Below are 16,779 nucleotides of genomic sequence, written 5' to 3' on the forward strand. Positions count from 1 at the left end.
GCGCCGTGGTCGGCCGGGGCGGTCAGTTCCAGAGGGTGTCGGCCAGGCCCGCGCCCGCGAACGCCGCGCCCACTCCGGCCACCACACTGCCCACCACATTGGCGGCGGCGAAGAGCCGTGCGCCGTCCTCGGCCAGCCGCAGCGTCTCGTACGAGAAGGTCGAGTACGTCGTCAGCGCCCCGCACAGCCCGGTGCCCAGCAGCAGTTGGAGCTGTGAGGAGGCGGCCCCGGCGGCGACCGCGCCGGTCAGCAGACCCAGCACCGCACACCCCACGACGTTCACCGTGAACGTGCCCCACGGGAACATCGCGTCGTGCCGCGACTGCACCGCGCGGTCGGTCAGATAGCGCAGCGGGGCCCCGGCCATCCCGCCGACCACCACCAACAGCCAGTTCACTCCGGCCGCCCCGGGTGGCCGACGATCTCGACCGGGTCCAGGACCATCAGGGCCTCACCCGCGATCTCCTCCAGGCAGGGCAGGAAGGACCGCACCCGTTCCTCCGTATCGACGATCACCACGACCATCGGCAGATCCTCGCCGAGCGACAGCAGCCGTGAGGTGTGCACCAAGGACGAGGTGCCGTAGCCCTCCACCCCGCGGAACACACTCGCGCCCGCGAGCCCCGCGCGATGGGCGCGGTGCACGATCTCCGCGAACAGCGGCCGGTGGCGCCAGGTGTCGCGCTCGCCGACGAAGACGGTCAGCCGCAGCCCGTCGGTCCCCTGCGCGGCGCCGTTCCCCGGCCCGGACGGCGCGCTCATCGCGCGCTCCGCCCGTGGCCGCCGAGGGCAAGGGCGCGCCGGGTCGCCACGACCCCCGCCCAGACGGCCGCCATCGCGGCCAGCGCCGTTCCGATCAGACAGAGCATCCCGGAGGCGACGCGGCCCGCGTCGAGCAGGCGCTTGACGTCCACGGCGTACGTCGAGAAGGTGGTGAACCCGCCCAGCACCCCGGTGCCGAAGAACGGCCGGTGCAGCCGGTGCGCGCCCCACACCTGGTCCACCAGCACCAGCAGGACGCCGATGAGGGCGCATCCGACGGCGTTCACCAGCAGTGTGGTCCAGGGGAACGCGGCCGCCGGGGTCGGCCACAGCAGCGAGGCGCCGTAGCGCGCGGCCGCCCCGATCCCGCCGCCGACCGCCACCGCGGCCAGCACCGGCCCCTGACCGCGCCACACACCGCGCCCGGCGGGCACGGGCGGCCCGGTGTCGGGGTCGGCGGGCCCCTCCGCCACCCCCGGAGACCATGAGCTGCCCATGGAGCTCAGATTACGTGCTCGGGCGCCCGGCGGCCGGACCGCGGGTCGAGGTGAGCCGGACCGCGGGTCGAGGTGAGGTGGTCGGGACCGGCTCAGTGGTCCCGGTCCGCCACCACGTCGCACAGCCCGTACAGCACCCGGGTCGCGGCCCCCTCCGGCAGTGCGCCCAGCGCGCCCCGCGCCAGCGCCAGCCGCGCCCGCATCATCGCCTCGGCCTCCGCGAGCGCGTCCCCGCCGCGCAGCAGCGCCATGGCCCGCGGCACCACCGCGCCGTCCTCCCGCCCGCGCCCGGCGGCCGTGAGCAGCTCCCGCAACTCGTCCGCCGCGGGGCCCCCGTCGGCCAGTGCGAGCAGCACCGGGAGGCTGGCCACTCCGACGGCCAGGTCCTTGCCCTGCTCCTTTCCGGAGACCTCGGAGGCGGCGGTGATGTCGAGGATGTCGTCGGCGATCTGGAAGGCGGTGCCGAGGTGTTCGCCGTACTCCGCGAGCGCCTCCACGGTGTCCGCGGGCGCGCCCGTCCGGATCGCGCCGCTCTGGAGCGCCATCGCGATCAGGGCGGCGGACTTCCCGGCGACCACGGCGAAGTAGTGCGAGAGCGGGTCCTCGCCCGACGAGGCGCCCGTCAGCTCCCGTATCTGCCCCGCCACCAGCCGGTTGGTGACCCTGGCCTGGAGCCGGAGGATCTCCGGGCCGAGCTCCGCCGCGAGCCGGGCGCCCTTCGCCAGCAGCCAGTTGCCCGCCAGGACGGCGACCGAGTTGCCCCACAGCGCGTTGGCGCTCGGCGCCCCGCGCCGGGTGCGGGCCTGGTCCATCACGTCGTCGTGGTGGAGCGAGGCGACGTGCACCAGCTCCGCGAGCGCCGCCGCGTCCACGGCCGCGCCGGGGTCCCGCTCCCCGAACTCCGCGGCGACCAGGGCCAGCAGCGGGCGCAGCCCCTTTCCGCCGGTGCCGATGAGATGGCCGACGATCCGGGCGACACACGGGTCCCCGGCCTCGGCGGCGAGCCCCCGCAGCCGCTCCTCCGACGCCTCCAGACCGTGCCGGAGGCGGGCGGCGAGAGCGGGTTCGCGGGCGGCCAGCTCTCCGGCCAGGGAACCACCGCGCACGGTGTGGGCGAACGACGCGACCATGCCGCGGACGCTAGGCGAGGAATGCGGCCGCATCGCGGGGTGTGTCAGGAAGGTGCCACCGGTACGGGCGGCCCGCCACGCGGTGTCGCGAAGGGGGTGGGCGCACACCCCCGTCACCGAAAGACCCCTGGCACCTTCCTGGCAGCTTCCCGCGCCCCGTCGCGGCCCGCCGAAGTCCGGTGCCGAAGATGGGGACGGCCCACGGGGACGGAACACCGATCGTCCGGGGCGGCCGGAGACGGGGTACGGACACATGGGGGCTGCGACGGCGGTACGTGGTCGGGGCGCCGCGGGACCGCGGTGAAGGCGGCCCAGTTCGCCCTCGTCGTCCTCGTCATGAGCGGCTTCATGACGGTCTTCGTGCTGAGCGCGCGACGGATGCTCGGGCTCCATATCGGCTTCATCCGCGCCCTGTTCGCCGGGCTGGTGAGCCTGGCCGGGCTCGGGGTCTTCAACCTGGTGATGCAGCGGCCGGAGCAGCAGGGCATTCTCACCGGCGTCCAGTTCGGCTCCACCCTGCTGGTGACGATGGGCTTCCTGGCCGCGTGGGAGGTGGTGCTGCCGAGCGGTTCCATGGGCTCCCCGGCGGGCTGGCCGAGGGCGCTGAAGTCCCGGGTCGCCCGCGGCCGCCGCTACTCCCACATCGTCTCCATCGCGGTGCGCCACGGGCTGCGCCCGTATCTGCGCGGCCGCTCCGGCGAGGGGGCCGCGGGTGGCACCGCGCGTCTGGCCCGGCCGCTGCGTCTGGCCCTGGAGGAGGGCGGCCCCACCTTCGTCAAACTGGGCCAGATGCTCTCCACCCGGCACGACATGCTGCCGCGGGAGTTCGTGAGCGAGCTGAGCCGACTCCAGTACCAGGTGGCCCCCGCACCCTGGCCCGCCGTCGAGGAGGCCCTCATCGCGGCGTACGGCGTCCCGCTGGACACGCACTTCAAGGAGTTCGAGCCGACGCCGCTGGCCGCCGCCTCCATCGCCCAGGTGCACGCCGTCTGGCTGCACGACGGCGGTAAGGCCGTCGTCAAGGTGCTGCGCCCCGGCGTCCGTACGGTGGTCGAACGCGACCTGGACATCATCTGCCGGCTCGCGGCCATGCTGGAGCGCCGCACCCGCTGGGCGCGCGCCATCGGCCTCGTGGAGCTGGCCGAGGGGTTCGCCGCCTCCGTCCACGAGGAGCTGGACTTCCGGGTGGAGGCCGCCAACATCGCCACCGTACGGGCCGCGTGGGCACGGCGGCGCCCGGACGACGCCCTCCGGCTGCCCACCGTCCACGAGCCGCTGTCCGGTGAATCCGTCCTGGTCCTGGACTGGCTGGCGGGGGAGCCCGTGGGCGCCGCGACCCGGCTGGCCTCGGCGAGCGAGGACGACCGCGCCCGGTGGGCGCACACCCTGCTGTCCACCCTGCTCGACCAGGTCCTCGTCGACGGTGTCTTCCACGCCGATCCGCACCCGGGCAACATCCTGCTGCTGGACGACGGCCGGGTCGCCCTGATCGACTTCGGCTCGGTGGGCCGGGTGGACGCCCAGCTGCGGGCCGGGCTGAAACTGTTCCTGCTGGCCGTCAACAGCGGTGACCCGGCCGCCCTGTGCGATGCGCTGCTCCAGATCGTCGACCGCCCCGACGAGATCGACGAGCGCGCACTCGAACGGGCCCTGGGCCGCTTTCTCGCCCGCCACTTCATCCCCGGCAGCGCACCGCAGGTGCAGGTGTTCGCGGATCTGTTCCGGCTGGTCGCCGGATACGGGCTGACGGTGCCGCCGGAGGCCGCTGCCGTCTTCCGGGCGCTGGCCACGCTGGAGGGCACGCTCACCACCGTCCGCCCCGGGTTCAACATGGTCGACGAGGCGCGCTACCTCACCGGTGGACGGCGCGGCGCCGCCTCGGCCTCGGGGCGGTCCTTCGGGGCGTCCGCGTCGGGTCCGTCGCCCGAACCGGCCGTACCGGCAGAGCTGCTGGCCGCGTGGGAGCTGCTGCGCCGACTCCCGCGCCGTCTGGACCGGGTGACCAGCGCGCTGGAGCAGGGGCGGCTGGGGGTGGGGGTCCGGCTGTTCGCCGACGCCCGCGACCGCAAGTACGTACGCTCCCTGGTCCATGAGGTGCTGCTCACCTTCATCGCGGCGACCAGCGGGGTGATGTCGGCGATCCTGCTGAGCATCGAGCGCGGACCCGAGGTGATCCCCGGCACCGGACTCTTCCAGCTGTTCGGCTACCACCTGCTGGTGATCACCGCGGTACTGGTGCTGCGGGTGCTCTTCATCATCTCCCGCGAGGACCGCTGAACGCGGCGTGCGGGGTGCGGTGCGGCGGCCTGGCGGGCGCGCCCTGACGGCCCGACCCACCACCCCGGCGTTACGTTGTGACGCGTGACGGCTGCCGCGAACGCTGACCTCCCCCCGACCATGCGCGCCTGGGTGGTCCGTACCCCCGGCCGGATCGACCAGGTGGACCTGCCGGTGCCCCGGCCCGCCGCCGATGAACTGCTCGTCCGGGTGCGGGCGTGCGGGGTGTGCCGTACCGATCTGCATGTGCGGGACGGCGATCTGCCCCCGCACCGCAGCCCCGTCGTCCCCGGCCACGAGGTGGTCGGCGAGGTGGTCGCGGCGGGCCCGGAGGCCGCGGGGCGGCGGCTCGGCACCCTGGTCGGCGTCCCCTGGCTGCGCCGCACGTGCGGCCGCTGCGTGTACTGCCGCCGCGGCCAGGAGAACCTGTGCCCCTCGTCCGAGTACACCGGCTGGGACGCGGACGGCGGCTACGCCGAGTACGTCACCGTCCCGGCCGACTACGCCTACGACCTGCCCACCGGCTACGCCGACGAGGAGCTCGCCCCGCTGCTGTGCGCGGGAATCATCGGCTACCGGGCCCTGCGCCGGGCGGAGCTGCCACCCGGCGGCCGCCTGGGCATCTACGGCTTCGGCGGCTCGGCGCATCTCACCGCGCAGGTGGCCCTCGCCCAGGGCGCCGTCGTCCATGTGCTCACCCGCTCGGCCGAAGCCCGCGCCCTCGCGCTCGAACTCGGCGCCGCCTCCGCGGGCGACGCCGCCGGGCGGCCGCCCGAGCCGCTGGACGCGGCCATCCTCTTCGCGCCGGTGGGCGACCTGGTGCCGGTGGCCCTGGAGGCGCTGGACAGCGGCGGCACCCTCAGCGTCGCCGGGATCTACCTCTCCGACATCCCGTCCCTCGACTACGAGCGCCATCTCTTCCGCGAGCGCACCCTGCGCAGTGTCACGGCCAACACCCGTGAGGACGGCCGGGAGTTCCTGGCCACGGCCTCCACCCACCGCATCCGCGCCACCATCACGCCCTACCCCTTCGACCGCGCGGACGTCGCCCTGAACGACCTCGCGGCGGACCGGGTCAACGGTGTCGCGGTGCTGACCATGCCGCCCGGCGCGGCGCGTTAGCGCATCGCGTCAGCGCGGGAACACGATGCCCGGGGCCCTCCGCGCTCTCGCCCCAGTGTTCGACTAGCAATTTTCCCTGGTGTCACCACGCGCCGACTCTGGAAGCATCGGCCCCGGGTCCACCGCAGGTGTCATCCGGCACCGGCCATGACGAGGCCCCACCCCGCGCCGTGAATACGGCGTCACCCCCGAGAACAGCCTCCTGGTGGCCCCGCCTCGCCCCCGTAACGGGACCATCAGGAGGCCCTTTTGGCATGCCTGACACGCGGCCACGGACGCGTGGACGGCCGCATGCACCGCGCGTGGCTACGAGGCGACAGCGGTGTGGTGCACGGCCCCGTACGCGCCCGAGCCCCCGTACGCCGCCGTATGGGTCTCATACGGCGGCGTACGGGGGCCCGTAAAGTCCGCCCGGCTCATGCCGCGTGCAGCGCGAGCGTGGGCGAGAGCCGTGAGGCGCGTATGGCCGGATACAGCCCGGCGATACACCCGATGACCAGCGTGGTTCCGAAACTTCCCGCGACGGCCCACGGCGGGATCACCCATGGGAGATCGCTCCCGAGCGCGTACACCGCGGTGGCGCCGGAGCCGAGCAGTACCCCCGCCACCCCGCCCAGCCCCGACAACAGCAGCGACTCGGTGAGGAACTGGAAGCGGATCTGCCCACGGGTGGCCCCGATGGAGCGCCGCAGTCCGATCTCGAAGCGCCGCTCCAGCACCGAGATGATCATGGTGTTGGCCACCCCGACCCCGCCCACCAGGAGGGCGACCCCGCCCAGCCCCAACAGCAGGCTGTTGAAGGTGCCTTCGGTGGCGGCCTTGGCCTGGAGCGCGGCCGAGGGATCGCTGACCGACACATTGCTCGGCGACTCGGGGTCCACCGAACGCGGGATGAGGGCCCGGACCGTGGACACGGTGGCGTCCGTGGACCGTTCGTACACCGAGGTGGGATGCCCGTCGAAGTCGAGGTGGGCCTTGGCGGCCCGCCAGCCGACCAGGGCCGAGCGCTCGATCTCGGGGGCGAGGGGCAACGGATCGAGGATCCCCAGCACGGTGAAGTACCCGCCCTTGATGTACACCCGCTGCCCGGGCTCGGTGATGCCCAGCCGCTCGGCCGCCACATCGCCCAGGACCACCGAGGGGTAGGCGGCGGTGGCCGCGTTGAACCACGTACCGGAGCGCATCGTGGCGCGCAGCGTCGTCCGCAGCTCCTGGCTGGTGGCCTGGACGGTGATCCCGCCCGTTACCTGGTCGCTGATCTTCTCCGAGCGGCGGACCGAGAGCGGGAGCTCTCCGGTCGCGCCGACGTCCTCGACGCCCTCGATACGGCTGACGCGGCCCGCCGTGTCCTTCGCCAGCGATACGGGATCCCCGGTCAGCAGGGACTCCCCGGGCTTGACCACGAGCATATTGGTGCCCAGGGAGTCGAGTTCACGGAGCAGCCGCTCCTTTCCGGACGAGGAGATTCCGACGACGGCGATCATGGTGGCGATGCCGATGGCGATCCCGAGTGCGGAGAGCACGATGCGCAGAGGTCTGCTGCGCATACCCGCCGCACCGGTGTGCAGGATGTCGCGCGGGGTCAACCGGGCGGGGGCGAGACCCGGCCGCCGCTGCCGCGGGTTCATGGTGTCTCTCCTCGTCGCCCGGTGGCCGTCGTCCCGTGCACCGGCCGCTCGGCGCCGCCGGTCCCGCCGACCCCGACACCGGCGGCGTCGCGCCGGATGTCCTCCACGATCAGCCCGTCATGCAGCCGCACCTGGCGGGGCAGGGTGGCGGCGACCTCCCGGTCATGGGTGATCACGGCGATGGTGGCGCCCTCCCGGTGCAGTTCATGGAGGAGTTCCAGCACGTTCTCCCCGGAGACGGAGTCCAGCGCGCCGGTCGGCTCGTCGGCCAGCAGGAGGTCCGGTTCACCGACGATCGCCCGCGCGATGGCGACGCGCTGCTTCTGGCCACCGGACAGTTCATGCGGCCGGTGACCGAGACGGTCCCCGAGGCCCACCCGCTCCAGCGCCGCCGTCGCCCGCCGCCGCCGCTCGGCGCGCGGCAGTCCGGTGTAGAGCAGCCCCTCCGCCACGTTGTCCCGGGCGCTGACCCCGGCGAAGAGGTGGAACGCCTGGAAGACGAAGCCGATGTGCTGTGCGCGCAGGGCCGACAGCCGACGGTCGGACAGCGCGCCGGTGTGGTGCCCGGCGATCGTCACCGAACCGGCGGTGGGGGAGTCGAGGGTGCCCACGATGTGCAGCAGGGTGGACTTCCCCGATCCGGAGGGACCGACGATCGCCAGCAGTTCGCCGCGTTCGACGGTCAGATCGACGCCGCGCAGGGCGGCGACCCCGCCCGGATACTCCTTGCGCACCTCGGTCAGACATACGACGCTCATATCGAGGGAACCCCGACTCGCATACCTTCCCGCAGCCCGCCCCCGGTGACTTCCACCCGGCCCTGGGCGAACAGCCCCAGCCGCACCTTCACCTCACGGACCTGGGTGCCCTCGACGACCTGCACGCCGTAGGAATTGTCGGGCAGTGCGAGAAGGGCGCTGACCGGAACGCTGAGCACATTCTCGCGCGTCTCGCCCTTCAGATGGATGGTGACGGGGGCCTTGTCGATTCCCCTGACCTTGTCCGGATGGTCGAAGGCGACGGTGATGCTCACCCGCGGATCGGTGTCGGAAGGGTCCTTGCCCGGCTTGGCGGTGTTCGCCACCGCCGTGACCTCACCCATCTCCCTCTTTCCGTCGGGCAGTTCCACCTCCACCTTCTTTCCTTCCGTGGCCATGGCGGAGTCCACGACCTTGACGTCGAACTGCACCACACGGTCCGAACTGGTGATGCTCAGTACGGGCTGTCCGGGAGTGGTGCGGTCACCGACCGCCGCCTGGGTTTCCCGTACCCGTACCGGCCCCGTCGCGAAGAAGACCTGATCCGGGCCGATGGTGCCGGTCACCTTGAGACCGTGGTCCTTCTGCCATCTCTTGACGGCCTTTTCCGTGCCTTGGGTGAACTCCTCGTCCACCGAAAGACCGATGCCATAGCCGAGGGCGATCAGATTGGTCTTCAACTGCCGTACGTCGGTACCGGTGTTCCCCTTCTTGAGGGTCCGGTACATCGGCTCGGAGCCGTACATCAGCCGTACGTCCCGGCCGTCGACCGCGTACAGCCGCTCCTTGCGGGTGATCTTCGAACCGCCGCCCGGGAGCCAGGTCACGGTGCCACCCGCACCGGCGTTGACCTTCCGCTTCTTTGCGTAGCCGAGCGTCCCCTCCACCGTCGTACTGCTGATGAGGTCGTTTCTGACGACCTTGTCGGTCGCCTTCGGAAGGCCGGTCCGCTCCTCGACGCCGCTCTTGCCGGAGCTGGATATCTCATGAGCGGCGAGCCCCGCTCCGGACAGGGCGGCAACAGTGATCACACCCCAGGTGACCGCGGCCCAACGCCTCACGCTCCGCACTCTTTCCAGTCCTTCATGAACTTTTCCTTGTTCTCCCCCTTCGGAATGGGAATGGTCGCCCTCGTGCCGCTGCCTCCGCCCTCGATGGGCTTGGGGTCGGGCAGGTCATAGCCCTTCTTCCGCATACAGGCGGCGAGTTTCACCTGCTGCTCCTGGAACTGGCGATTTTCCTCCGGGCTGCCCCCGCCCATGCCGCCGCACTTCTTCATGGCCGCGAAGAACTTCTTCTGCGAGGTGCCCTCGGGCGGTCCGATGGCGAGCATCTTCCCGTCCTCGGTCTGCTTTTGATCCGGCAGTTCCACGCCTTGGCCGCGCATGCACTTCTGGAGCTTCAGGAATGAATCCGATGCTTCGACCTCGGAATTTCCCGCGGCATTGCCGCCGGACCCGGGGGCCTCCGCCGGCGTCTTGTCGGTACCGCCGCCGTCGGATGAACAGCCGACGGTCAGCAGAGCGAGACCGGTCACAACAGAGGCCATCACCAGCTGAATCCGTGAATTCCTCATATGCGTTTCACCTCCATGATGGAACGGAAGAGAGAAGGGGAAGTGAGCACACGGCGACCCCTATCGCGGCGGCCTTCGGCGTCACACTGAGAGGCAGCGTGACACAAAGGCCCGTTTCGTTTCTCTTACCGAGTCGCGGGGGATTGCGGCCATCATGTAATGGCAATGAAACGCGGAACCCGTGTATACAGGGAACATGCGCGTACTTCTGGTAGAGGACGAGCAGTTCCTCGCAGAGATGATCGCTCACGGTCTGCGACGCGACGCGATCACCGTCGACATCGCACTCGACGGGGAGAGCGGACTCGGCAAACTCGTCTACGGCGACTACGACGTGGTGATCCTCGACCGGGACCTGCCGGGGATGCACGGCGATGACGTCTGCCGCCATGTGGTGGCCGAGGGCCTGCTCACCCGCGTCCTCATGCTCACCGCGTCCACCACCGTCGCCGAGCGGGTGGCCGGTCTGGGGCTGGGCGCCGATGACTATCTGACCAAGCCCTTTGCCTATGACGAACTGCTGGCCCGGGTCCTTGCCCTGGGCCGCCGGAACCAGCCCGCACTGCCCCCCGTTCTCCGGGGGGCCGGTCTGGTACTGGACACCTCGCGCCGCCAGGTGACCCGCGACGGCCGCCAGGTGGTGCTCGCGCGCAAGGAGTTCGCCGTGCTGGAGACCCTGATGCGGGCCAACGGCGCCGTGGTCAGCGGCGAGAGCCTGATCGAAAAGGTCTGGGAAGAGGGCACCGGATACGACACCAATCCGGTGCGGGTCACCATGAGCCGCCTGCGCACCAAACTCGGTGCCCCGCCCGCGATCGAAACGGTCCCGGGCGCGGGATACCGCATCGCCCCCAGTGCCCGCCGGGCCCCGTCCGGGCGGAAGGACGAGATACCGCGACAGGAATGTCCATGATCCGCCGCTTGCGCCTCGGGACCGAACGGGCCCGGCTGACGGCGCTGTACACCGGACTGATCCTGCTCGCCGGCGGCCTCCTCACGGCCTTCATCTACTCGCTGGCCCAACGCTGGCTCGAGGGGCCGGTACAGCGGGCGGCCATGGACGCGAAGCCGACGGGCATGGTCGCCCCGTTCGCGTTCGTCCGGCCGGTCCGCCTCCCCAGCACGGAGATGACCAAGACCGCCGCGTTCAGAATCCAGTCGGACGCGGTCGAGGCGGTCACGGGAATGACGCTCAGCCGTCTGCTGATCATCTGTGTCATCGGATTCGGCGTCTTCTCCGTGCTCTCGGCCTTTCTCGCGTGGTGGATGGCGGGACGGGTACTCCGCCCCGTCGGCGTGATCACCGCCACCGCGAACAAACTCTCCGGAGAGAACCTCGCGCAGCGCATCGATCTCAAAGGCCCGCCCGGAGAGCTGAAACAGCTGGCGGACACCTTCGACCGGATGCTGGACCGTATCGAGCGACTGGTCCAGGCGCAGCAGCGGTTCGCCGCCAACGCGGCGCATGAACTGCGCACCCCGCTGGCCATTCAGCGGGCCGCCGCCGAGATCGGTCTCTCCGACCCCCGGCCGGAGGAGGTCCAGTGGATCCGGCGGCGGCTGATCGACACCGCCGACAGCAGTGAGCGGCTGATCGAATCGCTGCTGCTCTTCGCCGACGCGGCCGAGGGGCTGCGCCACTGTGAGGCCGTCGCGCTCGACCGGACGACGGAGGCGGCGGTGGCGGAGGCCGGTGAGGAGGCGCGGCAGCGCGAGATCACGCTCACCACGGTCCTGAAGCCCTGCACCGTGGAGGGCGACCCCGTCCTGCTCGGCCAGCTCATCCGCAATCTGGTGCGCAACGCCCTGCGGTACAACCACCCCGGCGGCGAGATCCGGATCGTGCTCGGCGACGGGACCCTGCGCATCACCAACACCGGGCCGCACGTTCCCGCCGGGATGGCGCCCCGGCTCTTCGAGCCGTTCCACCGCCTCCAGGCCCGCACCCGGGTACGGGGCGAGGGCGCGGGGCTCGGCCTGGCCATCGTCGCCGCCATCGCGCGCGCCCACGGTGGAACCGCCGCCGCCCATCCCCGCCCGGGCGGCGGTCTCACCGTCACCGTGGAGTTCCCCTGACGGCGGATGGAGTCGACGCCGGTACGGTGCGCCCCTGTTCACCCGGGGCGACCCCGGTCGGCGCAGCCGTCCACGGCGCTTACGCGGCCGCTACAGGGGCGCCGCTAGAGTCCCGCGGAACAGGAGGCGAAAGCCCCCTCCGCGGCAGGCGGGGAGGGAGCCGATGGCGCCCCCGGCAGGACTCGAACCTGCGGCCAAGCGCTTAGAAGGCGCCTGCTCTATCCACTGAGCTACGGGGGCCGGTGGTGGTCATGGAACGGTGAGCCCCCGGGTGCCCGCGGTGCCGTCGGTGCGACCGTGGTGCGGGTGGCCGGGTTCGGCGGACCGTGACCTTGCCGGGGACAAGGATAGGGCTCCTTGCGCCTCGCCCCGGTTGCTTCACCTCCGTGGCACGTTGTGGAGGTTCGGTGAAGCGGTCTGATAATCGCAGGCAGGTCCGAAACTCGCATCGTTTTTCACGCCCCAGCGGGCGGGTGTTGTCTACTCGTTATGCCTGGGCCCCAGTCGTCCCGTCCGCCTCGTGCCCCTTCTGGGGTGATCCGGGCGGGTCTCTTTGACGCGCATCTATGGGCATACGCTTCAAAAACACATCAAAAACGGGCATTCTTCACCACGTGGCGATCTTGGACGTACGGCCCCGGCTGCTCGACGCGTTGACCGCACTGCGTGATCGCGTTGACGCCGCCCACTTTCCGCTTCCCCTTCCCGGTGCCGACCGCGCTCGACGCAGCCGCGCCGAACTTCTCGCCCAACTGGACGACTACCTCGTGCCCCGGCTGCGCGCCCCCGAAGCGCCCCTGCTGGCGGTGATCGGGGGGTCCACCGGGGCGGGCAAGTCCACGCTCGTCAACTCGCTGGTGGGCAGACGGGTCACCGAGGCCGGGGTTCTGCGGCCGACCACCCGGACACCGGTGCTGGTGTGCCACCCCGACGACCGTCCCTGGTTCGCGGGACAGCGGGTACTGCCGCAGCTCACCCGGGTGTGGGTACCGGCGCAGGGCGAGCGGGCGGAGACGGCGTACGACGAGGACGACCGGGGGCAGGAGGGGGCGCGGGCCCTGCGGATCGAGACCGATCCGGGTCTCGCGCGCGGGCTCGCCCTGCTCGACGCGCCCGACATCGACTCCCTCGTCGCCCGGAACCGCGATCTGGCCGCCGAGCTGATCTGCGCCGCCGACGTCTGGGTGCTGGTCACCACCGCCACCCGCTACGCCGACGCCGTCCCCTGGCATCTGCTGCGTACCGCGAAGGAGTACGACGTCACCCTCGTGACCGTGCTCGACCGGGTGCCGCATCAGCTCGCCGCCGAGGTCTCGCGGCAGTACGCGGCCCTCCTTACGGCGGCCGGACTCGGTGATGTACCGCGCTTCACCATCCCCGAACTGCCCGAGTCCGCGGGCGGCGGCAGCGGGCTGCTGCCCTTCACCGCCGTCGCCGCGCTGCGGTCCTGGCTCACCCAGCACGCCCAGGACCCGTACGCCCGGAGCGTCGCGGCCTCCCGTACGGCCGCCGGGGTGCTCGCCTCACTGCGTTCCCGGATGCCCGCCCTGGCCGGTGCGGCCGCCGCCCAGCACGCGGCGGCGGTACGGCTGGTGCAGCGGGTCGAGGGGGCGTACGGGGAGGAGCTGGAGCGGGTGCGGCGGGAGATCGCCGGCGGCGCGGCGCTCGCGGGCGGCGCGCTCACCCACTGGCACGGCCTGCCCCACGACAGCACCCCCGAGGAACTGCTCGGCGCCCTCGTCGACTCGCTGGCGACCCTGCTGCGCAGCGCGGCGGCCGCCGCGGACGAGCGGGTCGCGGAGACCGGGAAGCGGGATCCGGTGGCACGGGCCGGGCTCGCCCCGTGCGACGCGCGCGGCGCGGGGGAGCGGATCGGCGTGGCGGTGCGCCACTGGCGGCGGTGCGTCGAGGAACTGGCCGAGGAGGAGGCGCGGACGCGGGTCGCCGAGAACGGCGGCAGATGCGCGCCCGACGAGGTCGCCGCCCTGCTGATGGCATCCCTGCTGGGCGGCCGTCGCGCCCGTACGGCGGGTGAGCGGCTGGCCGAGACCCTGGGCGCCCACGGTGCGCTGAACCTGGGCGACCGCGGCGGGCAGCTGCTGGACGGCTGTGTCGCGCGCGCCCTGGAGACGGAGCGGGACCGGCGGCTGGCGCCCCTGGACACCCTGGACGTGACGCCGGACCACCAGGTCCAGCTGATCGCCGCGCTGTCCGTACTACAGAAGGAGAGGTGACCGAAGGTGACCGCCACTGAGGGCCACGGAGCGGACCACCCCACGGCCGACCGGCCGCGCCAGACCTGGGACGACGGCCTCATCGCCCGGCGCGCCCAGCGGCGGGCGGAGGGGCACGCGGCGCGCGGGGAGACCACGGACGCGGAGGCGGTGGTTCCGGCGGACGGCGGGGTCGGCGCCGCGGCGGGCCCCGAGGGTCCCTGGGGGGACGACGGCCGCGCCGGGGGCGGCGCGGCGGCCTGGGCGGCGGTCGGCGCGATGGGCGGGCGGGGACCGGGCGGCGGGTTCGCGGCCGGGGCGGCGGGCGATATGCGGACGGCGGGCGGGCAGGGGGCGTACGGCAGCCCCTCGTACAGCGCGTACGGGCCCGGCGCGCGCGGCTTCGTCACGGGTGCCCTGCGGCCGCGTCTGGAGGCGCTGCGCCAGCTCGTCGGGCTGTCCCGGACCCGGCTGGACGGGCGGACGCTGGCGGGCGCCGGGCGGGTGCTGGACGAGGCCGACGCGCGCGGGCGGCATCCGCTCGGCCACACCGTCGTCGCGCTCGCGGGAGCCACCGGAAGCGGCAAGTCCACTCTGTTCAACGCCCTGGCCGGGACGCAGCTCTCGGAGGCCGGGATCCGCCGCCCCACCACCGCCACGCCGCTGGCGTGCGCCTGGACCGACCACGCCGACGGTCTGCTGGACCGGCTCGGCATCCCGATGGCCGACCGGCGGCGCCCCGCCTATCCGTACGACCCCGCGCTGCGCGGCCTCGTCCTGCTCGATCTGCCCGATCACGACTCGGCCGCCGCGGGGCACCGGGAGCGGGTGGACCGGCTGCTGGGGCTGGTCGACGCGGTGGTGTGGGTGGTGGATCCGGAGAAGTACGCGGACGCGGTGCTCCATGAGCGCTATCTGCGGCCGCTGGCCGGATACGCCGAAGTGACCTTCGTGGTGCTCAACCAGGTGGACCGGCTCCCGGGCGAGGCCGCCGACCAGGTGCTGGACGATCTGCGGCGGCTGCTGGACGAGGACGGGCTCGCCCTGGGCGAGCACGGGGAACCGGGGGCCGCCGTACTGGCGCTGTCGGCGCTGACGGGGGAGGGCGTCGGCGAGCTGAGGGACATGCTGGGGCGGCTGGCGGCCGAATGCGGGGCGGCGGAGCGGCGGCTCGCGGCCGATGTGGACGGCGCGACCGCGCGGCTGCGCCCGCAGTACGTGGCGGACGGCGCTTCGGTCGGGTTGGGCGACCGGGCGCGGGCGGAGTTCGAGGACCGCCTCGCGGAGGCGGCGGGCGCGGCGGCGGCCGGCCAAGCGGCCGAGCGCGCCTGGCTGCGGGACGCGGAGTGGGCGTGCGGTACGCCATGGGGGCGGGTCGCCCGCCGGGGGCCATGGGGCGTGCGGGGCTCCCGGGGCCCGTACGGCTCCCTGGGGCTGTCCTCGGGGACGGGCACCAGACGGTCCGCGGGGCGGCGGGTGGAGGACGCCAGGGAGATCCCGGGGGCACGGGCGAAGGCGGCGGCGGTGGAGGCGGTCACGGCCCGCCCCGCGGTGGAGGAGGCGGTACGGACGCTGGCGGACGAGGCGACGGCGGGACTGCCCGGCCCTTGGGCCCAGGCGGTACGGGAGGCGGCGGGGTGGGGCGGCAGAGGGCTGCCGGACGCGATCGACGAGGCGGTGGCGGCCGCGACGGCGGGGCGCCGCCCGGCCCGGCCAGGCTGGTGGTCGGCGGTGGCGTCGACACAGGTGGCCCTGATGCTGATGCAACTGGCGGGGATGGTGTGGCTGGTGGGGATCGTGGCGGGGCTGTTCGGCGGGCTGCTCTGGTGGCTGCCCGCGATGCTGCTGTCGGGAGCCGTCGCGGTCAGCGCGGGGCTGGCGTGGGGCTGCGGGGTGATGGCCCGGGGGCCCGCGCGGCGGTACGGGCGAATGGCGGAGGCGCGGCGGCGCGAGGCGGCGGTGGCGTGTGGCCGGGCGCGTGTGCTGGAGCCGGTGGGGGCGGAGCTGTCGCGCTATCGCGAGGTGCGGGCGCAGTACGTCATCGCGGCGGGCGGAAGCTGACGGCACGCCGGGGAAGCCGACGGCGGGAGAGACGGGGTCCGCGGGGGGTTTCACTCGGGCGGGGCGCCGAGTTGTCCACAGCCTGGGGGTTCCGCACAGGGCCCGGCGGGATCTCGCGGTCGCGTGCAGCATGAGAACCGAGCGCGGGAGGACCGGGCGCAGGAGGACCAAGCGGCGTCGTGGCGCCGCCGGATGACGGTCCGCGAGAGGCACGGGGGAGGCATCACCGGTGAACGAGAGCTGGGTGACCGTGGTGGGCAACGCCGCGACACGGCCGGATTTCCGCGAGACGGCGTCCGGGGTCGCGGTGGCCCGATTCCGGCTGGCGGTGACGGTGCGCCGCTGGGATCGGCGGCGTGAGATCTGGGCGGACGCTCATACGAGCTTCTACACGGTCTGGACCTGGCGGTCGCTCGCGGCGAATGTGGCGGGTTCGGTATCGCTGGGTGAACCGCTCCTGGTCCATGGCACATTGCGGCTGCGCGAGAGAGAACGGGACCGGTCACGGGAGCAGCCGCCGGACGGGCCAGGGGGTACCAACCGCTGGATCACCGCGGAGATCGACGCGGTCGCCGTAGGCCATGACCTTACGCGCGGTACGTCCGCCTTTCGTCGGATCTCACCGGCGAAACCTCTGCTAAACGTACCGACTAGGGCAACTTCCCCTTGACCATCGGTG

15 protein-coding genes and 1 tRNA gene are annotated in these 16,779 nt (G+C 72.8%); 7 read left to right on the plus strand and 9 right to left on the minus strand.

Translation table 11 applies throughout. The annotated features are described in order from the left end of the window. Nucleotides 1-22: 22 nt before the first annotated feature. The 4 genes from crcB (AB0C66_RS06515) to AB0C66_RS06530 form a co-directional block, all read right to left on the minus strand. Nucleotides 23-397: a fluoride efflux transporter CrcB gene (gene crcB / locus AB0C66_RS06515; protein WP_362433698.1), complete on the minus strand. Its 375-nt coding sequence runs from the start codon at nucleotides 395-397 to the stop codon at nucleotides 23-25. After that, nucleotides 394-762 (minus strand): DUF190 domain-containing protein, encoded by a 369-nt coding sequence (locus AB0C66_RS06520; protein WP_362433701.1) that lies wholly within the window; start codon nucleotides 760-762, stop codon nucleotides 394-396. The genes crcB (AB0C66_RS06515) and AB0C66_RS06520 overlap by 4 nt, the downstream gene beginning before the upstream one ends. Next, nucleotides 759-1,259 carry a fluoride efflux transporter CrcB gene (gene crcB, locus AB0C66_RS06525; RefSeq protein WP_362433703.1) on the minus strand — a complete coding sequence of 167 codons (501 nt, stop codon included), beginning with the start codon at nucleotides 1,257-1,259 and terminating at the stop codon, nucleotides 759-761. Before crcB (AB0C66_RS06525) ends, AB0C66_RS06520 begins: the two co-directional genes overlap by 4 nt. Before the next feature lie 92 nt (nucleotides 1,260-1,351). Next, the gene (locus tag AB0C66_RS06530; RefSeq protein ID WP_362433705.1) at nucleotides 1,352-2,389 is read right to left on the minus strand and encodes a polyprenyl synthetase family protein; all 1,038 of its coding nucleotides are present in this window, start codon (nucleotides 2,387-2,389) and stop codon (nucleotides 1,352-1,354) included. Nucleotides 2,390-2,689: 300 nt separating this feature from the next. Between AB0C66_RS06530 and AB0C66_RS06535 the strand changes: the two genes are divergently transcribed. Further along, nucleotides 2,690-4,666: an AarF/UbiB family protein gene (locus tag AB0C66_RS06535; protein ID WP_362433708.1), complete on the plus strand. Its 1,977-nt coding sequence runs from the start codon at nucleotides 2,690-2,692 to the stop codon at nucleotides 4,664-4,666. Between the two features lie 120 nt (nucleotides 4,667-4,786). Further along, nucleotides 4,787-5,788, plus strand: coding sequence for a zinc-dependent alcohol dehydrogenase family protein (locus AB0C66_RS06540; protein ID WP_362435515.1), 1,002 nt, complete (start codon nucleotides 4,787-4,789; stop codon nucleotides 5,786-5,788). 416 nt (nucleotides 5,789-6,204) lie between these two features. Here AB0C66_RS06540 and AB0C66_RS06545 read toward each other — a convergent pair whose 3' ends face one another. Genes AB0C66_RS06545 through AB0C66_RS06560 form a run of 4 tightly spaced genes read right to left on the minus strand, consistent with a single transcriptional unit; the run spans nucleotide 6,205 to nucleotide 9,750 of the window. After that, entirely contained in the window at nucleotides 6,205-7,416 is a 1,212-nt protein-coding gene (locus AB0C66_RS06545; protein ID WP_362433710.1) for an ABC transporter permease, read from the minus strand. Then, nucleotides 7,413-8,174 (minus strand): ABC transporter ATP-binding protein, encoded by a 762-nt coding sequence (locus AB0C66_RS06550; RefSeq protein WP_362433713.1) that lies wholly within the window; start codon nucleotides 8,172-8,174, stop codon nucleotides 7,413-7,415. Before AB0C66_RS06550 ends, AB0C66_RS06545 begins: the two co-directional genes overlap by 4 nt. After that, nucleotides 8,171-9,235 carry a peptidoglycan-binding protein gene (locus tag AB0C66_RS06555; RefSeq protein ID WP_362433715.1) on the minus strand — a complete coding sequence of 355 codons (1,065 nt, stop codon included), beginning with the start codon at nucleotides 9,233-9,235 and terminating at the stop codon, nucleotides 8,171-8,173. The genes AB0C66_RS06550 and AB0C66_RS06555 overlap by 4 nt, the downstream gene beginning before the upstream one ends. Further along, nucleotides 9,232-9,750: a hypothetical protein gene (locus tag AB0C66_RS06560; RefSeq protein ID WP_362433717.1), complete on the minus strand. Its 519-nt coding sequence runs from the start codon at nucleotides 9,748-9,750 to the stop codon at nucleotides 9,232-9,234. The genes AB0C66_RS06555 and AB0C66_RS06560 overlap by 4 nt, the downstream gene beginning before the upstream one ends. 196 nt (nucleotides 9,751-9,946) lie before the next feature. On the opposite strand from AB0C66_RS06560, the gene AB0C66_RS06565 reads away from it, so the two are divergent. Further along, a complete protein-coding gene (locus AB0C66_RS06565) occupies nucleotides 9,947-10,663 on the plus strand; it encodes a response regulator transcription factor (RefSeq protein ID WP_362433719.1) in 717 nt (238 codons plus the stop codon). Continuing rightward, complete coding sequence (locus AB0C66_RS06570; protein ID WP_362433721.1) at nucleotides 10,660-11,826, plus strand: ATP-binding protein; 1,167 nt, start codon at nucleotides 10,660-10,662, stop codon at nucleotides 11,824-11,826. The genes AB0C66_RS06565 and AB0C66_RS06570 overlap by 4 nt, the downstream gene beginning before the upstream one ends. Before the next feature lie 164 nt (nucleotides 11,827-11,990). Here AB0C66_RS06570 and AB0C66_RS06575 read toward each other — a convergent pair. After that, a tRNA-Arg gene (locus AB0C66_RS06575) sits at nucleotides 11,991-12,066 on the minus strand. A 383-nt stretch (nucleotides 12,067-12,449) separates the two neighbouring features. On the opposite strand from AB0C66_RS06575, the gene AB0C66_RS06580 reads away from it, so the two are divergent. From AB0C66_RS06580 to AB0C66_RS06590, 3 genes are all read left to right on the plus strand, one after another. Further along, nucleotides 12,450-14,060, plus strand: coding sequence for a dynamin family protein (locus AB0C66_RS06580; protein WP_362435518.1), 1,611 nt, complete (start codon nucleotides 12,450-12,452; stop codon nucleotides 14,058-14,060). A gap of 6 nt (nucleotides 14,061-14,066) precedes the next feature. Beyond that, the gene (locus AB0C66_RS06585) at nucleotides 14,067-16,100 is read left to right on the plus strand and encodes a GTPase (RefSeq protein ID WP_362433723.1); all 2,034 of its coding nucleotides are present in this window, start codon (nucleotides 14,067-14,069) and stop codon (nucleotides 16,098-16,100) included. Between the two features lie 229 nt (nucleotides 16,101-16,329). Continuing rightward, nucleotides 16,330-16,770: a single-stranded DNA-binding protein gene (locus AB0C66_RS06590; RefSeq protein WP_362433725.1), complete on the plus strand. Its 441-nt coding sequence runs from the start codon at nucleotides 16,330-16,332 to the stop codon at nucleotides 16,768-16,770. Nucleotides 16,771-16,779: the final 9 nt, after the last annotated feature.

The organism is Streptomyces sp. NPDC048636, from assembly GCF_040650655.1.
Classification (GTDB): domain Bacteria; phylum Actinomycetota; class Actinomycetes; order Streptomycetales; family Streptomycetaceae; genus Streptomyces.